Source organism: Caballeronia fortuita (assembly GCF_001544835.2).
In the GTDB taxonomy this organism is placed as follows: Bacteria; Pseudomonadota; Gammaproteobacteria; order Burkholderiales; family Burkholderiaceae; genus Caballeronia; species Caballeronia fortuita.
The window spans coordinates 1-20,278 of sequence record NZ_FCNX02000002.1 but is presented as its reverse complement, the minus strand read 5'-3'; the positions used below and the strand labels follow the sequence as shown (position 1 = coordinate 20,278).

General features: G+C 62.8%; 17 protein-coding genes and 1 pseudogene. 13 read left to right on the top strand and 5 right to left on the bottom strand.

Annotated elements, in window-relative coordinates:
- Window positions 1–32 precede the first annotated feature (32 nt).
- A complete protein-coding gene (locus tag AWB77_RS04370; protein WP_061133192.1) occupies window positions 33–1,673 on the bottom strand; it encodes an ABC transporter substrate-binding protein in 1,641 nt (546 codons plus the stop codon).
- A 51-nt stretch (window positions 1,674–1,724) separates the two neighbouring features.
- Window positions 1,725–3,170: a dihydropyrimidinase gene (hydA, locus tag AWB77_RS04365; RefSeq protein ID WP_061133191.1), complete on the bottom strand. Its 1,446-nt coding sequence runs from the start codon at window positions 3,168–3,170 to the stop codon at window positions 1,725–1,727.
- Between the two features lie 273 nt (window positions 3,171–3,443).
- Between hydA and AWB77_RS04360 the strand changes: the two genes are divergently transcribed.
- From AWB77_RS04360 to AWB77_RS04320, 9 genes are all read left to right on the top strand, one after another.
- Window positions 3,444–4,820 (top strand): amidase family protein, encoded by a 1,377-nt coding sequence (locus AWB77_RS04360; protein ID WP_244158421.1) that lies wholly within the window; start codon window positions 3,444–3,446, stop codon window positions 4,818–4,820.
- A gap of 39 nt (window positions 4,821–4,859) precedes the next feature.
- Window positions 4,860–5,741, top strand: coding sequence for a polysaccharide deacetylase family protein (locus AWB77_RS04355; RefSeq protein ID WP_061133190.1), 882 nt, complete (start codon window positions 4,860–4,862; stop codon window positions 5,739–5,741).
- 69 nt (window positions 5,742–5,810) lie between these two features.
- Window positions 5,811–7,148 carry an MFS transporter gene (locus AWB77_RS04350; RefSeq protein ID WP_061133189.1) on the top strand — a complete coding sequence of 446 codons (1,338 nt, stop codon included), beginning with the start codon at window positions 5,811–5,813 and terminating at the stop codon, window positions 7,146–7,148.
- 18 nt (window positions 7,149–7,166) lie between these two features.
- The gene (locus AWB77_RS04345) at window positions 7,167–7,922 is read left to right on the top strand and encodes an SDR family NAD(P)-dependent oxidoreductase (protein WP_061133188.1); all 756 of its coding nucleotides are present in this window, start codon (window positions 7,167–7,169) and stop codon (window positions 7,920–7,922) included.
- Window positions 7,923–7,949: 27 nt separating this feature from the next.
- Window positions 7,950–8,708 (top strand): SDR family NAD(P)-dependent oxidoreductase, encoded by a 759-nt coding sequence (locus AWB77_RS04340; protein ID WP_061133187.1) that lies wholly within the window; start codon window positions 7,950–7,952, stop codon window positions 8,706–8,708.
- 18 nt (window positions 8,709–8,726) lie between these two features.
- Entirely contained in the window at window positions 8,727–9,029 is a 303-nt protein-coding gene (locus AWB77_RS04335; RefSeq protein WP_061133186.1) for a hypothetical protein, read from the top strand.
- Window positions 9,026–10,084 (top strand): CobW family GTP-binding protein, encoded by a 1,059-nt coding sequence (locus tag AWB77_RS04330; protein WP_061133185.1) that lies wholly within the window; start codon window positions 9,026–9,028, stop codon window positions 10,082–10,084. Before AWB77_RS04335 ends, AWB77_RS04330 begins: the two co-directional genes overlap by 4 nt.
- A gap of 32 nt (window positions 10,085–10,116) precedes the next feature.
- Entirely contained in the window at window positions 10,117–11,298 is a 1,182-nt protein-coding gene (locus tag AWB77_RS04325; protein ID WP_061133184.1) for an ABC transporter substrate-binding protein, read from the top strand.
- 19 nt (window positions 11,299–11,317) lie between these two features.
- Window positions 11,318–12,394, top strand: coding sequence for a GntR family transcriptional regulator (locus AWB77_RS04320; protein ID WP_082852577.1), 1,077 nt, complete (start codon window positions 11,318–11,320; stop codon window positions 12,392–12,394).
- A 307-nt stretch (window positions 12,395–12,701) separates the two neighbouring features.
- Here AWB77_RS04320 and AWB77_RS04315 read toward each other — a convergent pair whose 3' ends face one another.
- Window positions 12,702–13,610, bottom strand: a complete 909-nt coding sequence (locus AWB77_RS04315; protein WP_061133183.1) for a LysR family transcriptional regulator — start codon at window positions 13,608–13,610, stop codon at window positions 12,702–12,704.
- Window positions 13,611–13,756: 146 nt separating this feature from the next.
- Here AWB77_RS04315 and AWB77_RS04310 point away from each other — a divergent pair, with 146 nt between their 5' ends.
- Together AWB77_RS04310 and AWB77_RS37390 are read left to right on the top strand one after the other, a co-directional pair.
- On the top strand, window positions 13,757–14,509 hold the full coding sequence (locus AWB77_RS04310) for an SDR family oxidoreductase (RefSeq protein WP_061133182.1): 753 nt from the start codon (window positions 13,757–13,759) through the stop codon (window positions 14,507–14,509).
- Window positions 14,510–14,556: 47 nt separating this feature from the next.
- Window positions 14,557–14,673 (top strand): annotated as a pseudogene (locus AWB77_RS37390) (H-NS family nucleoid-associated regulatory protein); the annotation flags it as partial.
- Window positions 14,674–14,922: 249 nt separating this feature from the next.
- Here AWB77_RS37390 and AWB77_RS04300 read toward each other — a convergent pair.
- Both AWB77_RS04300 and AWB77_RS04295 read right to left on the bottom strand, forming a co-directional pair.
- Window positions 14,923–16,464 carry a methyl-accepting chemotaxis protein gene (locus tag AWB77_RS04300; protein WP_061133180.1) on the bottom strand — a complete coding sequence of 514 codons (1,542 nt, stop codon included), beginning with the start codon at window positions 16,462–16,464 and terminating at the stop codon, window positions 14,923–14,925.
- Between the two features lie 29 nt (window positions 16,465–16,493).
- Window positions 16,494–16,982, bottom strand: a complete 489-nt coding sequence (locus AWB77_RS04295) for a chemotaxis protein CheW (protein WP_061133179.1) — start codon at window positions 16,980–16,982, stop codon at window positions 16,494–16,496.
- A 300-nt stretch (window positions 16,983–17,282) separates the two neighbouring features.
- Between AWB77_RS04295 and AWB77_RS37125 the strand changes: the two genes are divergently transcribed.
- Together AWB77_RS37125 and AWB77_RS04280 are read left to right on the top strand one after the other, a co-directional pair.
- Complete coding sequence (locus AWB77_RS37125; protein ID WP_061133178.1) at window positions 17,283–18,977, top strand: methyl-accepting chemotaxis protein; 1,695 nt, start codon at window positions 17,283–17,285, stop codon at window positions 18,975–18,977.
- Window positions 18,978–19,426: 449 nt separating this feature from the next.
- The coding region (locus AWB77_RS04280) for a diguanylate cyclase domain-containing protein (protein WP_157694749.1) at window positions 19,427–20,278 on the top strand (852 nt) is incomplete at its 3' end.

Below are 20,278 nucleotides of genomic sequence, written 5' to 3'. Positions count from 1 at the left end.
CGACGACGCCGGTGTGCACGCGCCGGTTCTGCTCAGTTCTTGGAGAAGTCGTACCAGGTGTTGCCGTTGGTCGTGTTCCAGCTATAGCCCTTGACGTTCGCGCGCGTGGCGAGCTGATAGCCTGGGTTGATCAGGAACACCCACGGCGCTTCGTTCATCACGAGTTCCTGAACGCGATGCATCGAAGTCGTGCGCTTCGCTTCGTCGGTGATGGAAAGACTTTCGTTGATAAGCGAATCGACTTCGGCATTCTTGTAATGCGAGTAGTTGATGAGCGATGCGCTATTGAGCCAGAGGTTCGACACGTAGGCGGCGTCCGGGACGATCGCCATGTCGCGGAAGAAGTACATCGGGATCGTGCCCTTTGAATAACGCTCGACGAGCGTCGATGCCGGCAGCTTCTGCAACTCGACATCCACGCCGATCTTCGAGAACGCGGTCTTCAGGATGATGGCGAGCTCTTCCTCGGTCTGGTCGCCGGTCGGGTAGCCGAGCTGCGTCTTGAAGCCCTTTCCGTAACCGGCTTCCTTCAGCAGCGCACGTGCTTTATCGAGGTTTTCGGTGTAGTGATAGTACTGGTCGGTATAGGCCGGATAGATCTCCGACACCGGGCTTTTCGTCGGCCGCGCCGTGCCGTAGAACACCGACTTCAGGATCTGCTCGCGCGGCACCGCGTAGTTGAGCGCCTGACGCACCTTCTCGTTGTTGAACGGCGCGGTGCTGTTGTTCATCTCGACACGCTGGATGTAGTTGCCGTACACCTTCCAGACCTTGACACCGGGCATCTTCTCGAGCGTGGCCTGCTCGCGCGGCGCGAGCCATTCCGCGACATCGACCGCGCCCGCCTGCAGCGCGGCAAGGCGGTTCGCGGACGTCGGCATTTCGCGGAACATGATGCGCGTGAGCTTCGGCGCGCCGCGATAGTAGTTCTTGTTCCCGTCGTAGACGACTTCCTGGCCCGGCGCGTACTTGGTGACCTGATACGGCGCGAAAGATGCCGAATGGCTCGCGAGCCAGCGTGAACCCCACGGATCGTCGGAGGTGACGTGTTTCTTGATCTCGACGGAATCGATGATCCCGAGATCGTTATTCACCCAGATGCGCTCGATCAGCGGCGACGGCTTCGGCAGCGTGACCTTGACCGTTTGATCGTCGATCTTCTGGAACGCGGCCTTGAAGTCGCTGATCTTGAGCACCTGCGTCATGTACCAGCGGAACGTCGCCTTGAGGTTCCAGCCGCGCTCGAAAGTCCACATGACGTCGTCGGCGGTAAGGGTGTTGCCCACATAGCTTTTCACGCCGCGGCGCAGATGGAACGTGATCGAAGTCTTGTCCGGCGCCGTCTCCCAACTCTCTGCGAGCGCGCCGCGGAACTTGCTGAAATCCTCCACCGTGACGCCGTTCTCGCCAGGCTTCGTCTCGTACGAAAGCAGCCGTTCGTAGATGTTGCGGCGCGCTTCGTGGCCTGCCTCAGTTGGCGGGTACTCCTGATCGAGCGATTCCGGCGTGCGCGGACCGGCCACGACGAGGACCGCGTTGTTGCCTTGCGCATGCACAGGCATCGCGCCCGCGGCGATGCCGATTGCGGCGGCGGCCGCGATGAGCCGTCCGAACCCGAGGGAACCCGCTCGCGCCGATGCTGACGCGCGGGCTGCTTCGTACGATTGCGACATGACACGCTCCTTGCGTGAAGAGTGAGACGAATGGCGTTGGAGACTTGAAAATCAGCGCGCCGCGCGTTCCGCGGGCCTGCCTGGGACGATGGTCGGCAGCCCGCGCGCGAGAAAGCGTCCGCGTCCGGGCGTTCCGAGAAAGCGCTCGCCGTCCCACACAATCTCACCGCCGGCCACCGTGTAAGCCGGCCACGCCGCGAGCGAGCGGCCTTCGTACGGCGTGTAATCCACCGCGTGATGCAGCATCGCGTTGGTGAGCGCGACGGGGTCGTCGGGTCGCTCGTTCCAGATCACGAAGTCGGCGTCCGAGCCAATCGCGATCGTGCCTTTGCGAGGATGCAGGCCATAGGTCTTTGCCGGATTCGTCGCGGTCAGCTCGACGAAGCGGTTGACGGAAATGCGCCCCGTCATCACGCCCTCTGAATACAGCAGCGGCAGACGCGTCTCGATACCCGGAATCCCGTTGGGAATGTGCGGGAACGCCACCTCCTCTCCGTCGGGCTTTTTGCCGTGCGGGCCGTCGAAGGAAAACGGCGCGTGGTCCGACGAGAAAATCGTGAAGGTGCCGTCCGCGAGCGCTGCCCAGATGGCCTGCTGACTCGCGGTGTCGCGCGGCGGTGGACTGCATACGCAACGCGCGCCTTCATAGCTGTCGTCGATGCCGAGATCCTCGGCGGTCAGAAAGAGATATTGCGGACAGGTCTCGGACAACACCTTGAGGCCACGGTTGCGCGCCCACTGAATCTGCTCGACGGCTTCCCGCGCGGATACGTGCACGAGCAGCATCGGAACGTTGACGAGTTCGGCCAGGCTGATCGCGCGATGCGTCGCTTCCCGCTCGACGAGCATCGGCCGCGACGCCGCGTGATAGCGCGGCGCGGTGAGTCCCGCGTCGAGCAGGCTTTGCGTGAGCCAGGCGATGCAGTCGCTGTTTTCGGCGTGAATCATCGCCATTGCGCCATGTGCGCGGGCGAGGGCAAGCAGACGCAGGATCTGGCCGTCGTCGAGCTTCAGATCGTCGTACGTCATGTAGATCTTGAACGACGTATAGCCCTCGGCGATGAGTTGCGGCAGTTCATTCGCGATGATGTCCGGCGTCGGGTCCGACACGATCAGATGAAAACCATAGTCGATGCACGCACGCCCGTTCGCCCGCCGGTGATAGTCCTCCACGGCCGCGCGCAGCGTCGCGCCTTTGTGCTGCGCGGCGAACGGGATGATCGTGGTGGTCCCGCCGCATGCCGCGGAGCGTGTGCCCGATTCGAAGTCGTCGGTCATGCGGGCGGGCGGCGCGATCGGCTGGTCGAGGTGGCAATGGGCGTCGATCCCGCCGGGCGTCGTGACGCGGCCCAGCGCGTCGATTTCACGTCTGCCAGAGGCAAGAGCTAGCCCCATCTGAGCGATGCGGCCTTCGCGTACCCCGATGTCGGTCAGAAATGTATCGCTTGCCGTCGCGACTTGTGCGTTGCGCACGACGAGGTCGAACTCTGAGTTCATAGAAGCCCGTTGTCAGATGTGTTGTTGACATTGGAACTCAGGTTAGCGCGTCAAAATAAAAGTCAAAAAGAAATTAGATGTTGACATTCATGTTGACTATATCGGCGCTGAGGGCCGTGCATGTTGAGCCCGCACGAATCCGTCGCTACATCGAGGACTCGCAACCACGACTCGCCGGCGGCAACCAAGGGTAATCCCTCAATTGCCGTTTTTTTTTGGCGTTCGCATCGTAAACGGATGTTGTTGACGAAGTACATCTTCATGGAGCTTCGATTGCCAAGCCAGCCTGCCCAGACCGTGTCCGCCGTCACCCTTGCAAGTGCGTATGCCGCGGGAAGCGCGAACGTCGAAGACGTCGTGCGCCAGTCGATTGCCGCCGCGCACGGCGCAAACAGCAGCTTCGTCTCCATCGACGAAGCCCGCGCACTGAATGAAGCCCGCGCCGCAGCCGCGCGCTGGCGCGACGGACGCCCCGCCAGCGCGCTCGATGGCGTGCCGGTCGCGTGGAAGGACCTGTTCGATACCGCAGGCAGCATCACGACCGCCGGGTCGGCGCTGTTCCGCGCCCGCGCTCCGGCAACTGCCGATGCGTCGCTCGTCGCGGCAAGCGTGCGCGCGGGACTGGTCGGCATCGGCAAGACGAACCTCAGTGAATTCGCGTACTCGGGCCTCGGGTTGAATCCGCACTTCGGCACGCCCTTCAATCCTGCGTTCGATGCAACCGTCGCGGGTGGCGGACATCGCGCGCCGGGCGGCTCGTCGTCGGGCTCGGCGATCGCGGTGGCGATGGGCGTCGTGCCGATCGCCGTCGGCACAGATACCGCCGGCTCCATCCGCGTGCCCGCCGCGCTGAACGGTGTCGTCGGCTACCGCGCGAGCCGGGCGCGCTATCCGCAGCAGGGCGTGACGGGCCTGTCGCGGTCGGCCGACACCATCGGCCCGCTCGCCCGCACAGCCGCCGACTGCGCCGCGTTCGACGCCGTCGTGCGTGGCCGCGAAGCCATCGACGCGCTGTCCGACCTGCGCGGCCAGCGCTTCGTCGTGCCGACCGGATGGCAAGCGCGTTTCGCGGTGACCGACGCGGTAGCGGGCAACTTCATGCGCTTCCTGTCTCGACTGGCGAAAGCCGGCGCGCGCATCGACGCTACGCCGGTCGTCGCCTTCGACGCCGCCTGCGATCTCATCCGTGAGCGCGGCTGGTTCGGATCGCTCGAAGCCTTCCAGACGTATCGCGGCGTGCTGGATTCCGCCGATGCCGAGCGCATCGATCAGCGCGTGCGCACGCGGCTCGCACTGAGCCGCGGTGTGCCTGCATCGCGTCTTGGCGAGTTGCTCGCGGACCGTGAGCGTCTCATCGCCCAGTTCGGCGACGAACTCGCGGGCGCCACGCTGCTGCTCCCGACGGTGCCGCACGTCGCACCGGAATGCGCGCCGCTCGAAGCCGATCCGGACCGTTTCGCCCGCGTGAACCTCGAGACGCTATCGATGACGATGCCCGGCAGCTTGCTCGATACACCCGCCTTCGCGATGCCCACGGGCGTCGACGTGGCGGGCCTTCCCACCAGCGTGCAACTCATGCGCGCACGAAACGACGACGATGCGCTCATCGCGCTCGCGCTGGCCGTCGAGCAGGCGGTCGGTCCGAACTGAAACGCTCAATCGCTCAATCGTTGAAAGGAGAACATCAAGATGGCTAAGGAAATTCTGGTTGCATTCGGCATCGACGTGGATGCGGTGGCGGGCTGGCTCGGCTCATACGGCGGCGAGGATTCGCCCGACGACATCTCGCGCGGCCTGTTCGCGGGCGAAGTCGGGTCGCTGCGCCTTCTGAAGCTTTTCCAACGCGAAAAGATCAGGACGACATGGTTCATCCCCGGACATTCGATCGAAACGTTCCCCGAGCAGATGAAGGCGGTCGCCGACGCGGGCCATGAGATCGGCATCCACGGCTACAGCCACGAAAACCCGATTGCAATGACGCCCGAGCAGGAAGAGGCCGTGCTCGACCGCAGCATCGAACTGGTGACGAGGCTGAGCGGCAAGCGGCCCACGGGCTATGTCGCGCCATGGTGGGAGTTCAGCAATGTGACCAACGAACTGCTGGTGAAGAAGGGCATCAAGTACGACCACAGTCTGATGCACAACGACTATCACCCGTACTACGTGCGCGTCGGCGATTCGTGGACGAAGATCGACTACAGCAAGCATCCCGACACATGGATGAAGCCGCTGCAGCGCGGCCGCGAAACCGGTCTCGTCGAGGTTCCCGCTAATTGGTATCTCGACGACCTGCCGCCGATGATGTTCATCAAGAAAGCGCCCAACAGCCACGGCTTCGTCAATCCGCGGGATATCGAGGAAATGTGGCGCGACCAGTTCGACTGGGTGTATCGCGAACACGATTACGCGGTGTTCCCGATCACGATCCATCCCGATGTCTCCGGCCGTCCGCAGGTGCTGCTGATGCTCGAACGCCTGATCGCGCACTTCCGCAAGCACGAAGGCGTGCGCTTTTGCACCTGCGACGAAATCGCCGACGACTTCCTGCGGCGTCATCCCCGCCAGTCCTGACTTCGCCCCGACAACCGACCGACGCGAGCCCCGACCATGTCCACTCCCGAGCTCCAAAGGAGCAACACGATGAAAGAGAATCCGTTATCTGCTTCGGGCTTCAGGCTCGAGCAGATCCTGCCGTCCGATGTGAAGCGGGCGACGGTCGTCGCGTTCTTCGCCTGGGTGTTCGCCGTCTATGACTTCATTCTGTTCGGCACGCTGTTGCCGGAAATAGGCAAGCACTACAACTGGGACGCGGCGGCGCAGGCGGAGATCGCCACTCTGGTCGCCATCGGCACGGCAGTGATCGCGTTCGCCATCGGACCGTTGCTCGACCGGCTGGGCCGCAAGGCCGGTCTTCTGTGGACGGTGGCGGGTGCAGCAGTGTGCTCGGGCCTGACGGTCGTCGGCGGCGCGATGGGACAGGTGCCGCTGGTGCTGATCCGCTCGCTCTCGGGTCTCGGTTACGCCGAGGAGACCGTCAACGCGACGTATCTCAACGAACTGTATTCGGCTGCCAACGATCCGAAGCTCAATCGCAACAAGGGCTTCATCTACAGCCTCGTGCAGGGCGGCTGGCCGATCGGCGCGCTGATAGCCTCCGGCCTGACGGCGCTGCTGCTGCCGCGTATCGGCTGGCAGGGCTGCTTCATCTTCGCGACGTTTCCGGCCATCGTCATTTTCTTCATGACTCGGCGGCTCAAGGAAAGCCCGCAATTCCTGCTGCACAAGCGCATCAAGCAGTTGCGCGAAGCAGGGCAGGACGGCGAGGCGCGCTCGCTCGCGAGCACCCATTCCGTCGACTACGACGAGCACGCCCGCGCCGGTCTCGCCGAAGCGTTCCGGGGCAGCGCGCTGCGCGCGACGCTCGTACTCGGCGGCGGCATTCTGCTGAACTGGTCGGCCATCCAGGTGTTCAGCGTGCTCGGCACCACGGTGCTGACGCGCGTGCATAACGTGTCCTTCGAGAACTCGCTGCTGATTCTCGTGCTGTCGAACGTGATCGGCTATTGCGGGTATTTGAGCCACGGTTTCATCGGCGACAAGATCGGGAGGCGCAATACGCTCGCCATCGGCTGGATGTGCGGGGGGCTCGCGTTCGCGGGCATGCTGTTCGGGCCGAGCAGCGCGGGCGTCGTGGTCGCGCTGTACAGCCTCGGGCTGTTCTTTCTCATCGGGCCATATTCGGCGGCGCTGTTCTTCATCGGCGAGAGCTACCACACGGCGATTCGCGGCACGGGCAGTTCGATCGTCCATGCGATGGGCCCCATCGGCGCGATTCTCGCGGGCGTCGGCGTCACCTCCATGCTGAACCATGGCGGCGACTGGCTGCACGCGGCGCTCTGGTTCGGCGCCGTGCCGTGCTTCCTGTCCGGCGTGCTGATCCTGTTCGCGCGGCACGTCGATCCCGCCGAAAACAAATAATCCGACCGGAGGAATGCTATGAAAGTAGCTTTGATTACGGGTGCGGCGAGCGGTATCGGGCAGGCTCTGGCGGTGGCGTACGCGCAGGCCGGCGTGGCGGTCGCGTGCGGCTATTTTCCCGGCGATCCGCACGATCCGCAGTCCACCGCGCATGCCGTCGAGCAAGCGGGAGGCGAGTGCCTGATGCATGCGGTGGACGTTACGCGGGCCGAGCAGGTCGAAGCCTTCGCGAACGCCGCGATGGAGCGTTTCGGGCGCATCGACTACGCGGTGGCGAATGCGGGGCTGCTGCGCGCGTCGCCGCTGACGGAAATGAGTGACGCGCAATGGCATCAGATGCTCGATGTGGATCTGTCCGGGGTGATGCGCACGTTCCGCGCGGCGGCGCGTCATATGCCGGACGGCGGCGCGATGGTGGCGGTGTCGTCCATCGCGGGCGGCGTGTACGGATGGGAGAACCACACGCATTATTCGGCGGCAAAAGCCGGCGTGCCCGGGCTGTGCCGCGCCATCGCGATGGAACTCGCGCCCCGCAACATCCGCTGCAACGCGGTGATTCCGGGGCTCATCGAAACGCCGCAATCGCTCGATGCGGTGAACTCGCTGGGCCCGGACGGATTGCGTGAAGCCGCGAAGGGCATTCCGCTCGGGCGCGTGGGCAGACCGCAGGAAATCGCTGCGCTGATTCGCTATCTCACGAGCGAGGACGCGTCGTACATCACCGGTCAGTCGATCATCGCGGACGGCGGGCTGACCGTCCGCTGGCCCGGCTGATTCATCGCATACAGGACGCTCGAGATTATGGCATCGGCATTCTCACTCGATGGGCGCCGCGCGGTCGTCACCGGCGCGGCAAGCGGCATTGGCGCGGCGATCGCGCTGGCTTACGCGCAGGCGGGCGCGCGCCTCGTGCTCGCGGATATCAACGAAGCGCGCCTCGCCACGCACGCGCAGACGTGCCGCGCGGGCGGCGCGCAAGTGGACACCGTCATCGCCGACGTGGGCGATGAAGCGGGCGCGCACGGCATCGTCGACCGATGCATCGCGATATATGGCGGCATCGACATTCTCGTGAACAACGCGGGGATGCTGACGCAGGGGCGCTGCACGGACCTCACCACACAGATGTGGGACGACATGTTGCGCGTCGATCTGCGCAGCGTGTTCCTGTGCTCGCGCCGCGCGTTGCCTTCGATGACGGCTCAGCGATGGGGGCGCATCATCAACGTGGCGTCGCAGCTCGGCATCAAGGGCGGCGCGGAGCTGACGCACTATTCGGCGGCGAAGGCGGGCGTGATCGGCTTCACCAAGTCGCTCGCGCTCGAAGCCGCGCCGGACAATGTGCTCGTGAACGCGATCGCGCCGGGCCCTGTCGAGACGCCGCTCGTGGATGGCATCAGCGCAGCGTGGAAGGAAGCGAAATCGAAGGAATTGCCGTTGCGGCGCTTCGGCCGCGCGGAGGAAGTCGCGCCGACGGCCGTGCTGCTCGCGTCCGATCCCGGCGGCAACCTGTTTGTCGGCCAGACACTCGGCCCCAATTCCGGCGATGTCATGCCCTGAAGCAAAGGAGTCAGCGAAATGTGCGGTATGTGCGGTTTGCTCGGCGGCGGGCGCCACTGGTCGAACACGGTGGCGGCGGGCGAAGGCGCGAGCGCGCGGCAGCAGCGGTACGTGCAGGTCGCCCATGCGAACCGCGTGCTCGAAGGTTTCCGGCTGAAGCTCGTCGATTTTCACGGACAGTCGTTCGTGCTGTCGTCGCCGACGGGCGCGCAGGTCATCGTCGAGGATTTCATGCAGGTGTGGAAGGCGGCCGAAGGCATGCTCGGGCATCCGCTCGATCCTTTGACCTTGTTCGATGAAGACGGCGAGGTACACGTATGAGCCTCGCCTACGACGTGATTCCCGTGACCATCGTGACGGGCTTTCTCGGCAGCGGCAAATCGACGTTGCTCGCCGATGTCCTGAAAGGCGACGCCGCCCGCGACACCGCCGTGCTCGTCAACGAATTCGGCGAGGTCGGGCTCGACCATCTGCTGATTGGCGAAGTGGATGCGCAGACCGTGTTGCTGGACAACGGCTGCGTCTGCTGCGCCATTCGCGGCGAACTGAAGGATGCGCTCGCCGCGCTGTTCTCACGCCGCGCGCGCGGGGAAGTGCCGCCGTTCTCGCGCGTCGTGCTGGAGACGACGGGATTGGCGACGCCCGCGCCGATCGTCGCGACGCTGCTGGGCGATCGTATCGTGTCGAGTCATTATTCGATTGCCGCGATCGTGACGGTCGTCGATGCCGTAAACGCGGAGCAGCAACGCATGCGGCATCCGGAATGGCTCGCGCAGGTGACGGCGGCGGATCGTATTGTCATCAGCAAGGCGGATCTCGCGGGCGATGCATCCGCGCTCGACAAGACGCTTGCGCAACTGAATCCGGCAGCGCGGATCCTGTGGCGAACGAAGAACGACGATGCATCGATCGTCCTCGACGAAGCGGCGAACGCACACGATTTCGCGGATTTCGTGCGCCGCACCGGCATGCGCGTGCACGACGCGCGCAGCGACGCTGACAACCCGCTAGCGCGATTGAACGCGACGCCCGGGCACCGCGAAGGCCTGGACGCGCTGAACGCCTTCTGCATCGAGTTCGATGCGCCGCTCGACTGGCCTGTGTTCACGCTCTGGCTCACGCTGCTGCTGAACCGCCACGGTGATAACATTCTGCGCGTCAAGGGCATGCTCGCGCTGACCGGCGCGGTACAACCAGTCGTCGTGCATGCCGTGCATCATCTCGTGCATCCCGTTTTGCATCTCGATGCGTGGCCCGATGAAGCCGCGCGTCGTTCGCGGCTCGTTTTCATTGCGCAGGGTCTCACGCGCGAGGCCGTGGCCGATTCCTACCGGCGCTTGTGCCGGCATCTCCGAACAGCCGAAACCGTCGATTGAAACCTGTCCGTCCGAGTCCGTCCGCGCCTGCCGTGCATCCGTCCAAAGTGGAGTTGCGCGTGCTCGGCACGACCGTGACGCTGCAGGAGCATATCCGCAAGCGCGCAGAGCAGGATCTCGGCATTAAGCTGCGATTCATCGTGCAGGACGGCGGCGCGGTACAGCGCGACGGCGCGATGCATCCCGACCGCTACGAGCTTTACGACCAGTGGTTCCATAGCCTCGACTGCGTGTGGCCGACGCATGCACTGCAGCCCCTCGAACTGGCGCGCATCCGGCGCTGGAACGAAGTTAATGCGCTGCCGCGCACTGGAATCATCGATCCCGCGCGTCAAGCCACGAACGCTGGCTGCACGCCCGCCGACCGGCTGTATGTGCAACCGGACGGGTCGCTCGGGCGCGAGGCCAGCGGGCGGATCAGCATGCTGCCGCTCACGCACAATGCGGACAGCTTCGTCTATCTCGAAGACGCCATGCCCGCCTCGCTGACCGGCACGGAAGAGAGCTGGGCGTGGCTGCTTGCGCCGGAGTTGTCGGGACGCGTCGCGTTGCAGGCGGATGCCGCCATTGGCGCGATCGATGCCGCGCTGGCCGTCCAGGCGAGCGGGCTCATGCGCTTTGGCGACATCGGCAATCTGAGCATCGAGGAAATCGACGCGCTGATCGCGATTCTCATCGACTATAAGCGGCGAGGGCACTTCGCGGGCTTCTGGTCGAGCTTCGCCGAAGCCGCGCAACTGATGATCGCGAACAAGGTGGCGATACAAAGCATCTGGTCGCCGGCGACCATCGAACTGGAGCGCGCGGGCCTGAAGTTCCGGCTGGCGAAACCGCGCGAGGGGTATCGCGCGTGGTTCGGGGGTATCGGCATATCGCGGCTCGCGCATGGCCGTGTGCTGGATGCGGCCTACGACTATCTGAACTGGTGGCATGAAGGCTGGGCGGGCGCGACGGTGGCGCGGCAGGGTTTCTACATCTCCAATCCGGAACGCTCGCGCGCGCACATGGACGCCGCCGAATGGTCCTACTGGTACGATGGTGCTCGCGCGAGCGCGGACCTTCCCGGCCCCACCAGCAAGCATCTCGTGCCCATGGGCCAGATGCGGGACGGCGGCAGCTACCTCGCGCGCATGAGCCGGATTGCGGTCTGGGATTCGGTGATGGATGAGCACAATTACCTGGTGCGCCGCTGGACCGAGTTCATGCGGTCCTGAAGGCGAAGTTCGTTCGACGATGACAAGACGCGCAGGCGCCCCCCGATCTTCACGACCCGATGCGGAAACCCGACGGCCGCCCGACATCGAATCGACCGATGCTTCGACCGAAGCAGACGGCCGTCTGCGTTATCGCGTGATTCACGATCAACTGAAATCGGCGATTGCGCTCGGCAACATCGCGCCGGGACTCGTGCTGCTGGAAGGGCCGGTGGCACGCATTTTCGGCACGAGCCGGGTGCCGGTGCGCAAGGCGTTCGAGATGCTGCACGCGGGCGGCTTGCTCATTACCTTCGAAGGGCGCGGTTATCTCGTCGCGCGCGCGGACGGCAGCGCGCCCGAACCGCTGCGCGCGCCCATCTCCGAAGAAACGCTGGGCTTCGACCGCCCGCCCGAGCCGCTTGATATTCCGACCAACGCCGAGCGCATCTACAATTCGTTGGAAGCTGCGATTTCGTTGGGCATTGTGTTCGGGCATTTTCGCATCGACGAGAGCCATGCCGCCGAAGCGTTCGGCGTGAGCCGCGGCACCGTACGCGAAGTGCTCAACCGTCTGCGCGACCGTGGACTAGTCGAAAAGTCCGCGTATTCGCACTGGCTTTGCGGGCCGCTCACCGCGCGCGCCGTGCGGCAGGATTACGAATTGCGCACGCTCCTCGAACCTGCCGCGTTGCGGGCCAGCGCCCCGACGCTGCCACGCGAGAAGCTCGAAGCGGCGCTGCGCGATATTGAACGCGCCATCGACGACCCGGACTCTGTTCATGCCGCGGCGCTGCATCACCTCGAAACCACGCTACACGATACGTTTCTCGCGGGGGCATCGAACCGCAAACTGCTCGCGACGATCAGCCATGCGCACATGCCGCTGATCGTCAATCACGCCTTCTATGATGCGTTTCGCTTGCATCCCGAAATGGGCACGCTAACCGAGCACCGAACGGTCATTGAGTTGTTGCTGCAAGGAAAGTTCGACGCAGCGTCCGAAGCGCTTGCGACGCACCTCAGGAACGGCGAAGCACGCACGCGGCAGCGATTGAAAGTCCTTGCGGTGCTGCCCGATCCGAACTTGCCGGCCTACATGCAGCGAATCGCCTAGCGACGGAAGGAGCAATTTCCGACGGTCGGCCGGACTACGGCTAACGTTCGAGGGGCGGCTTGATTTCGAACTTGGCCTAAGGGCCAATGTGGGCTTATCGGCCTTTGCCGTTATTCGAGCATCGGCTTTGGTCCGGCGGCTGACCGCCGCTTTCCGGCCGTTCGCACGTCAGCCTGTCTCGAATGACCGGTCACGTCGTCCGCCAATGCGAACTCCCGACCCTGAGCCGCCGCTCGCACACGTAACTCCAAGGGCCACTTCCCTGAGCACAGTAGACATCGAGTTGCTGACCACAAAAGAGTCCTGGCTATTGCAAACGCTCCGCTTGACGCACGTTAAGCGCGGGAAAGCCGGAAAACGCATGGGCAATAAAGTCCATGAATGCGATGGCCCGCTTCGGGAGCAGGCGGTTCGCCACATAAAGAATCTGGATCGGCACCGGCGCCGGGGCATAGTCGCTCAATACCATCACAAGGTTGCCACTTTTCATTCCGGCGTCGAATAGCCATCGCGGTCCATGCGCGATGCCGATGCCTGAGTCCACGGCCTCCTGGACGGCTTGTGGAGAATTGACGCGAAGCCGCCCGGATACCGACACCTGGCTACCGCGGAAATGCCACGTATTGCCAGAAGCGAGCAACGTATAGACGATGCAATCATGCTCGCTCAGATCGTCGGGCACTTGCGGCGTGCCGCGTCTGGCGAGATAGCCACGGCTTGCGACACAGACGCGCTCGAACAGGCCAACGCGCCGTGCACGCAAGGCGCTATCTTCGAGATGTCCAATGCGGATCGCGAGTTCGGCACCCTCGTCAACCAGATTGACATACCCATCGCCTATTTGCAGATCGAGCGCCAGCTCAGGATAACGCGCGAGAAAATCGGGAATCGCCGGCATGACAAAGGTGTGCGCCAACGCGCTCGGGCAGGCGACCCGCAGCAGACCCGACGGTGCGACCTGATCGCGAAACGAAGAATCGGCTTCTTCGACCGCATCGAGAATGCGCCTGACTTCCGCGTAGTAGCGCTCGCCCTCCGGCGTGAGCGATAGCTTGCGCGTGGACCGATGCAGCAACCGGGCTTGTAGATGTTCTTCCAGCGCGGCAACGTACCGGCTCACATTCGGCTGGCCGAGCCCCAGGTCACGTCCAGCAGCCGAAAAGCTCCCGGTTTCGACCGCGCGGGCAAAGCAGTTCATCAGAAGGAACCGATCCATTTCAACTTCCACTCATACTTACCGAGCATGAAATATATACGAATTAACTGTCTTATCGCCACGGCGGCATGAGTTCATTCTTCGAGACGCAGCAGGCGGGCGGCGTTTGCGTCCGTTTGCACCGCCACCCTTAAAGGAGAATCTCCATGTCACGTTTGCAAGGAAAGCGCACGCTGATCACCGGCGGCACCAGCGGTATCGGTCTTGAGACAGCCAGACAATTTCTCGCCGAAGGCGCGCGCGTAGTGGTGACCGGCAACGATCCCGAGCGCGTCGCCCACGCACAGTTCGAACTCGGCAAAGAGGTACTCGTGTTGCGCGCGGATTCGGCGAGCGTAGACGAACAGCGACACCTCGCTCAGTCCGTCGCCGATCATTACGGAGAGCTCGACGCCGCGTTTCTAAACGCGGGCGTGTCCGTCTGGATGCCGATCGAGCAATGGACGGAACAGATGTTCGACCGTTCGTTCGACATCAACGTCAAAGGACCGTACTTTTTGATCCAGGCATTGCTGCCCGTATTCGCGAATCCGGCGTCGATTGTGCTCAACACGTCGATCAACGCGCACGTGGGCGCAGCGCACTCGTCGGTCTACGCAGCGACCAAGGCGGCTTTCCTGAACCTGTCGAAGACGCTGTCGGGTGAATTACTCGAGAGTGGCATCCGCGTCAACGCGGTTAGCCCGGGGCCGATCGACACGCCGCTTTACGACAAACTCGGTATTCCCGACGCATATCGCGAGCAGGTCAACAAGGACATTGTCGCGACCATTCCGTATGGCCGCTTCGGGACGCCGGAAGAGGTCGCGAAAGCCGTGATGTATCTTGCGTCGGATGAGTCGAAGTGGACTGCCGGCTCTGAAATCATCGTCGACGGCGGCCGGACGCTGAACCGCTGACGGCGCCGATTCGACATCAGGCCGGCTGCCGCTGACGGCTCACATCGATGAACGCGCGCAGCTTGGACTCCAACTGTGCGCGCGATGGAGAGTACCCTCGCGGTTTCCAACCGGCGAAGTACCGAGATCCCAAATCGGGAGCAGAGTGGAGCGGCCGCGGCAAGGCGCCGGGATGGTTGGCATCGGTGAAGGACAGGACCAAGTTTCTGATCTCCACTGCCGATACTAAAACGGCTGGCACTAAGAAGCCGAAGTCAGAAAAGAACGCGACGCCGGCGCGCTCCACTAACGCCGCAAAGACGCCCAACGCGGCAAAGGCCCCCGCGCGAAGCGGACATAGCCGCGCAAGGTTGGGGGCGTATTCTTCCTTTGAAGAAGGCCAAGCAATCAGCCGACCGCTCGCCAACGCCTGCTTACGTGCCGGTCCTGAAGACGGCCATCGTCGCGCGCAGCGTCTCGGCCTGATCTTGAAGCGAACCGGCAGCGGCGGCGGCCTGCTCAACGAGCGCTGCATTCTGCTGGGTGACCTCGTCCATCTGGGCAATCGCCGTATTCACCTGCTCGATGCCGCGACTCTGTTCGTTCGATGCCGAGGCGATCTCGTCCATGATGTCGGTGACCTTCTGAATCGCTGCGCCGATCTTGGTCATCGTCTCCCCGGCTTGCCCGACAAGGGCGGTGCCAGTGTTGACACGCGAACTGGACGCTTCGATCAACTCGCGAATTTCCTTCGCGGCCGTAGACGATCGCTGCGCCAAGCTGCGCACTTCGCCAGCGACCACTGCGAAACCGCGTCCTTGTTCGCCGGCACGCGCGGCCTCGACCGCAGCGTTAAGCGCCAAAATGTTCGTCTGGAACGCGATGCCCTCGATCATGGCGATGATCTCAGCGATCTTGTGCGAGCTTTCCTCGATTTCCGCCATCGTGCCCACGACATTCTCGACGATCGTCGCGCCTTCTCGTGCAACCTCGCGCGCACTCCCGGCTAGACCGCTTGCCTGACGCGCGTTTTCGGAATTGTGCTTAACGGCCGCAGTCAACTCTTCCATGCTCGCGGCTGTTTCTTCGAGCGACGCCGCTTGCTGCTCGGTACGTGACGACAGGTCCGTGTTGCCCACAGCGATTTCACGGCTAGCATTGGCGATCGCATTAGCAGACGTCTTCACACTGTCAACGGCTGACAGCAGTTGCGTGCGCATCCGGGCCATCGAATACATGAGGCTGGAGCGGTCATCCGCGGCGGTGGCCACGTCGACAGCGAGATTGTTGTCTGCGATCTGATTCGCCACTTCCGCTGCGTAGGCCGGCTCCCCGCCCATCGACCGGAGAATCCCACGATTGAGGCGCGACACTACCACGCTCAGCACGACCGCAATCACCACGAGCACGCCGAGACTCCATTCGAGCGACGTGTAGAACGCGGCATTGATGTCGTCGATGTAGACGCCGGTGGTGATGAGCCAGTCCCACGGTTGGTAAAACGACACGTAGGACATTTTCGGCAGGATCTCATTGGTGCCGGGCTTCGCGAACGAGTAGTACGCGTAGCCCGCACCCTGACGCTTGCCCACATCGATAAGGTCCCGATACAGATAGACGCCGTTCGGGTCCTTGAAGTCCATCATCGTCTTGCCAACGAATTCCGGCTTCATCGGATGCACAAGCACCTTCGCCTGCGAGTCGAAGACGCTGAAATAGCCGTTGTCACCGAACCGGATATCGCGGATCGCGTTGAGCGCGCCTTGCTTGGCCTGGTCCTGCGTGATCGCGCCGGTGTTGGCCTGCTGTGCGAACTCGCGAATGATGCTGTTTGCGACTTCGGTGGCGTGCTTGATGTCGAGCTGCGTCTGTTCCGTGCGGATCGAGCGCATCCGAAACGCGTCGGCAACGGAGATTCCTGCGAGGCAGATGAGACTAAGCAGCAGGGGCAGCCAGAGTTTCTTGGAGAAGGTCATGTCGTTGGCGTTTGAGTTCGTTGGTGTGCTCAGGCGGTGGCGCTTTCCATCAGCCCCATTTCTTCGCTCGTTATGAGCCTCTCGATGTCGATCAGGATCAACATGCGGTCGTCGATTGTCCCGATGCCGGTGATGTAGTCGGTGTTCAGCGTCGAGTTGAACTCAGGCGCCGGTAGGATCTGCTCTGGCGTGAGCGTCTGCACGTCGGAAACACCGTCAACGACGATGCCGACTACGCGACCAGCGACGTTAAGCACGACGACAACCGTCTGGTCATCGTAGACGGCGCGCTCCAACTCAAACTTCAGGCGCATATCGGCGATCGGCACGATCACACCGCGCAGGTTGATTACGCCCTTGATAAACGCGGGCGCGTTCGCCACCCGCGTCACCGCGTCATACCCGCGGATCTCCTGGACCTTCAGGATGTCGATTCCGTACTGCTCTTGCCCGAGGTTGAAGATCAGGAATTCTTCTCCGCCCGCCTCGGGCGCGCCATATCTCTGTTCGCTGCTCATGTCCGCAAGTTTTTATCTCGTGTTCGGGTTTGCCGTTGGCCGGCCGGGGTGATGCTGTCTGGGAAAACGGCACGCCAGACGAAAACTGAACAGAAGTTTGTCAGGACTTTCATGCGATGCCATTCGTCACAGGTCATCCTTACCGACTTCTTGCCGAACTTTTGTCGACATCGTTTCCTTGTTACTTAATTTGGGTTTATTTGTTGCCGATAAGCACCGATCGACTTCTACCCGCGAAGCAGCAGGCATGCACGGCTGCGGCGTCCGCATAGTCTCTCCGTGACCGCAATAACTTAGAACATGAAAACCCTCACGATTAAAGCGCGCCTTGCGCTCACCATGGCCTTCCTCGGTTTGCTGCTGGCGCTTTCGGTTGCCTTCGGCCTCTACGGCATCAGCGCGATCCATGCATCGGCGAAAGATATTGGTACGAATTCTCTTCCGGCGGTCAACGCGCTAGGCTTGTCGATCAACTACGTCGCACGCGCGCGGCTTTCGCTCGATCGCTACGCGCTGGATCCTTCGGCTCCGGACGCCGGCGGCCTCGCAGCACGGGCCAACGGGTTCATGCGCCAATCGGACGAGTGGTACAGCAAGTACGACGCTATCCCGCGCGGAGCGGAAGAGAGCGCGCTGGCCAAGGATGTCGCCGATGCTCGTGCGGAAATGCGAAAGAATGTCGAGACCTTCGGTGCGGCAATTCACGCGGGCGACAAGGAAGCCATTTCGCGGCTGGCGTTCAAAGCCTTGCCGGCCTCATATAACCGGTGTGCCGACGCGTTCGACAAGCTAAGGAACTTTCAACTCGCCGATGCTTTGCGCCAAGAGGCCGAGAACGACGCTCGCTCAGCAACGTTGCGAACGCTAGGGATTCTCGCGCTGGTCGCTGGTGTCGCCGCCGCATTTTCGGGCTGGTTGGCTTTGCGCCGCGCCATCATGGCACCACTCGCGGCAGCTCTGACGCATTTCCAGCACATTTCCAGTGGCGACCTAACGCATGAAGTGTCGATCAAGACGCATGACGAGATGGGACAGTTGCTTGCCGGCGTTGCCGCCATGAAAGACAAGCTCGCCGCTACGGTCGGGACCGTCCGGTCAAGCAGCGAAGCAATCGCTAGCGCCAGCAAGCAGATCGCCGCGGGGAATACGGACCTGTCGTCGCGTACAGAGGAGCAGGCCGCTTCGCTTGAAGAAACCGCGGCGAGCATGGAAGAGCTCACGTCAACAGTGAAGCAGACTTCGGAGAACGCGAAGCAGGCGAGCAGTCTCGCGGACAACGCAAGCGCCGTTGCCAACGAGGGAACCGCGATTGTTGGCCGAGTCGTTGAAACGATGGCTGGCATCGAGCAAAGCTCAGGCAAGATTGCCGAGATCATCGGCATGATCGAAGGGATCGCCTTCCAGACCAACATTCTCGCCCTCAATGCTGCCGTGGAAGCGGCGCGCGCCGGCGAACAAGGACGCGGCTTCGCTGTAGTGGCGAGCGAGGTTCGTAGCCTCGCGCAGCGGTCATCGGCTGCAGCGAAAGAAATCAAGGAGTTGATCGACACCTCGGGCGGCCGCGTGCAAGCCGGAACCGAACTGGTCGCGCGCGCAGGCGAGACGATGCAGCGGGTGGGTACCGCGATCCAGCGCGTCACCGACATCATGGGCGAGATCGCATCGGCCTCCCATGAACAAAGCCGCGGCATCGAGCAGGTGAACCAGGCCATTTCGCAGATGGACGAGGTGACGCAGCAAAACGCGGCGCTCGTCGAGGAGGCCGCGGCAGCAGCCGGTTCGATGGAGGATCAAGCGAAGCAGCTAACTGCAGCCGTCGCCGTGTTTCGTACCGCGCAAACCGACACGTCATCGCCCGCGGCCAGCGCCGCTCCCGCCGTGAAGCGTACGCCGTCTGGTGCAGTACCACGCGCCGTGACTCGTCCGGCCAAACCGTCGATCGAGCGCACTCAGCCGGTGCTTGCGTCTGCTGACGGCGACTGGTCGACCTTCTAGCCGCGCCCGTCGTATCAACTAGCAAGCCGCAGCAATGCTGCGGCTTGTCTTCTCCGACCGGGCATTGCGCCTACTTACAAAAAGAACGACGGTGGGTACGCTGCACTCGACGACGCAAGGCCCACCGTTGCGCACCAGAGCCGTACCGTGGTCAACAGTAATTGAAGTTGTTCCTTGACTGACGCAACCCGCGCTTTCCCTCGTGTCGCACAAGCGCAGTTCAAATCGACTGCGGCGAACATGCCGCCTTTCTATGCGTCAGTAGTGGCGACGATGCTCACGGCAATGTGCGTCTTCTACCGGGAAGCGCCTGCATGGTTCGCCATTGGCTTACCGAGCGTGTTCATCGTGATCTGCCAATGGCGCATCCGATGGTGGGCGGTCCATCACGGCGATACGGTAACTGACGCAGAAGCAAGAACACACTCAGACGGGCTACCGCTGTCTTAATGGTTGCCACTATCTGTGTGATGGCTATGGATGTCGCGTTCTTTCCGCATGCGAGCATCCACGCGCGATACTACGTCGCCATGCAGATCCTGTCGTCCACAATGGCGGGGTTCTACTGCTTAATGCACTTTCGGGCAGCGGCATACCTGATTGCCGTTGCAATGATGGTGCCGTTCACCGGATTCATGATCGCAATGGGGGACGTTGGCTCGTTTGCCTCTGCAATCAATTCGCTGATCACCGCCGGATTGATGATGTTGGTGATGTCTCGCTATCAGCGGAAGCTCACAAGTCTAGTGCGGTCTGAGGCCGAGACCGTGGAACTCAGCAAAGAAAACGTCCGCTTGGCAAACCTCGACATGCTCACCGGACTTCCGAACAGGCGATCGTTCTTTGAGACGCTGTCAGAGGCGTTAGCGGCCGCTGCAAAGCAGGGTAGAACCGCCGTGGTCGGTGTTGCAGATCTGGACGGATTCAAACCTGTGAACGATACGCACGGTCATCGCGTTGGCGATGCTGTGCTGGCCGAGGTCGCTAGCCGCCTGCGTAATTCGGCCGGATCGGTGTTTGTCGCCCGTGTTGGAGGGGACGAGTTCGGATTTGTCATTTCCAACTTCACCGATGACGAAGCGCTCACGACGTTTGGCGAGCGGATTATCGGAGCTATTTCTGCGCCAATCGAGGCAGGAAATGTCGTTACCTCGGTGGGATGCTCTCTGGGCTTCGCGCGCTACCCACAGGCCGCCGCACGTTGGCTCTCGCGGCAGGGCTTCAGGTTGCCGCTAAGTAGAGATGTCGGGTTTGGAACGGATGTTTCTGTTCAGGTTGTGGGGTTGGGGCGGCGCAGCCGC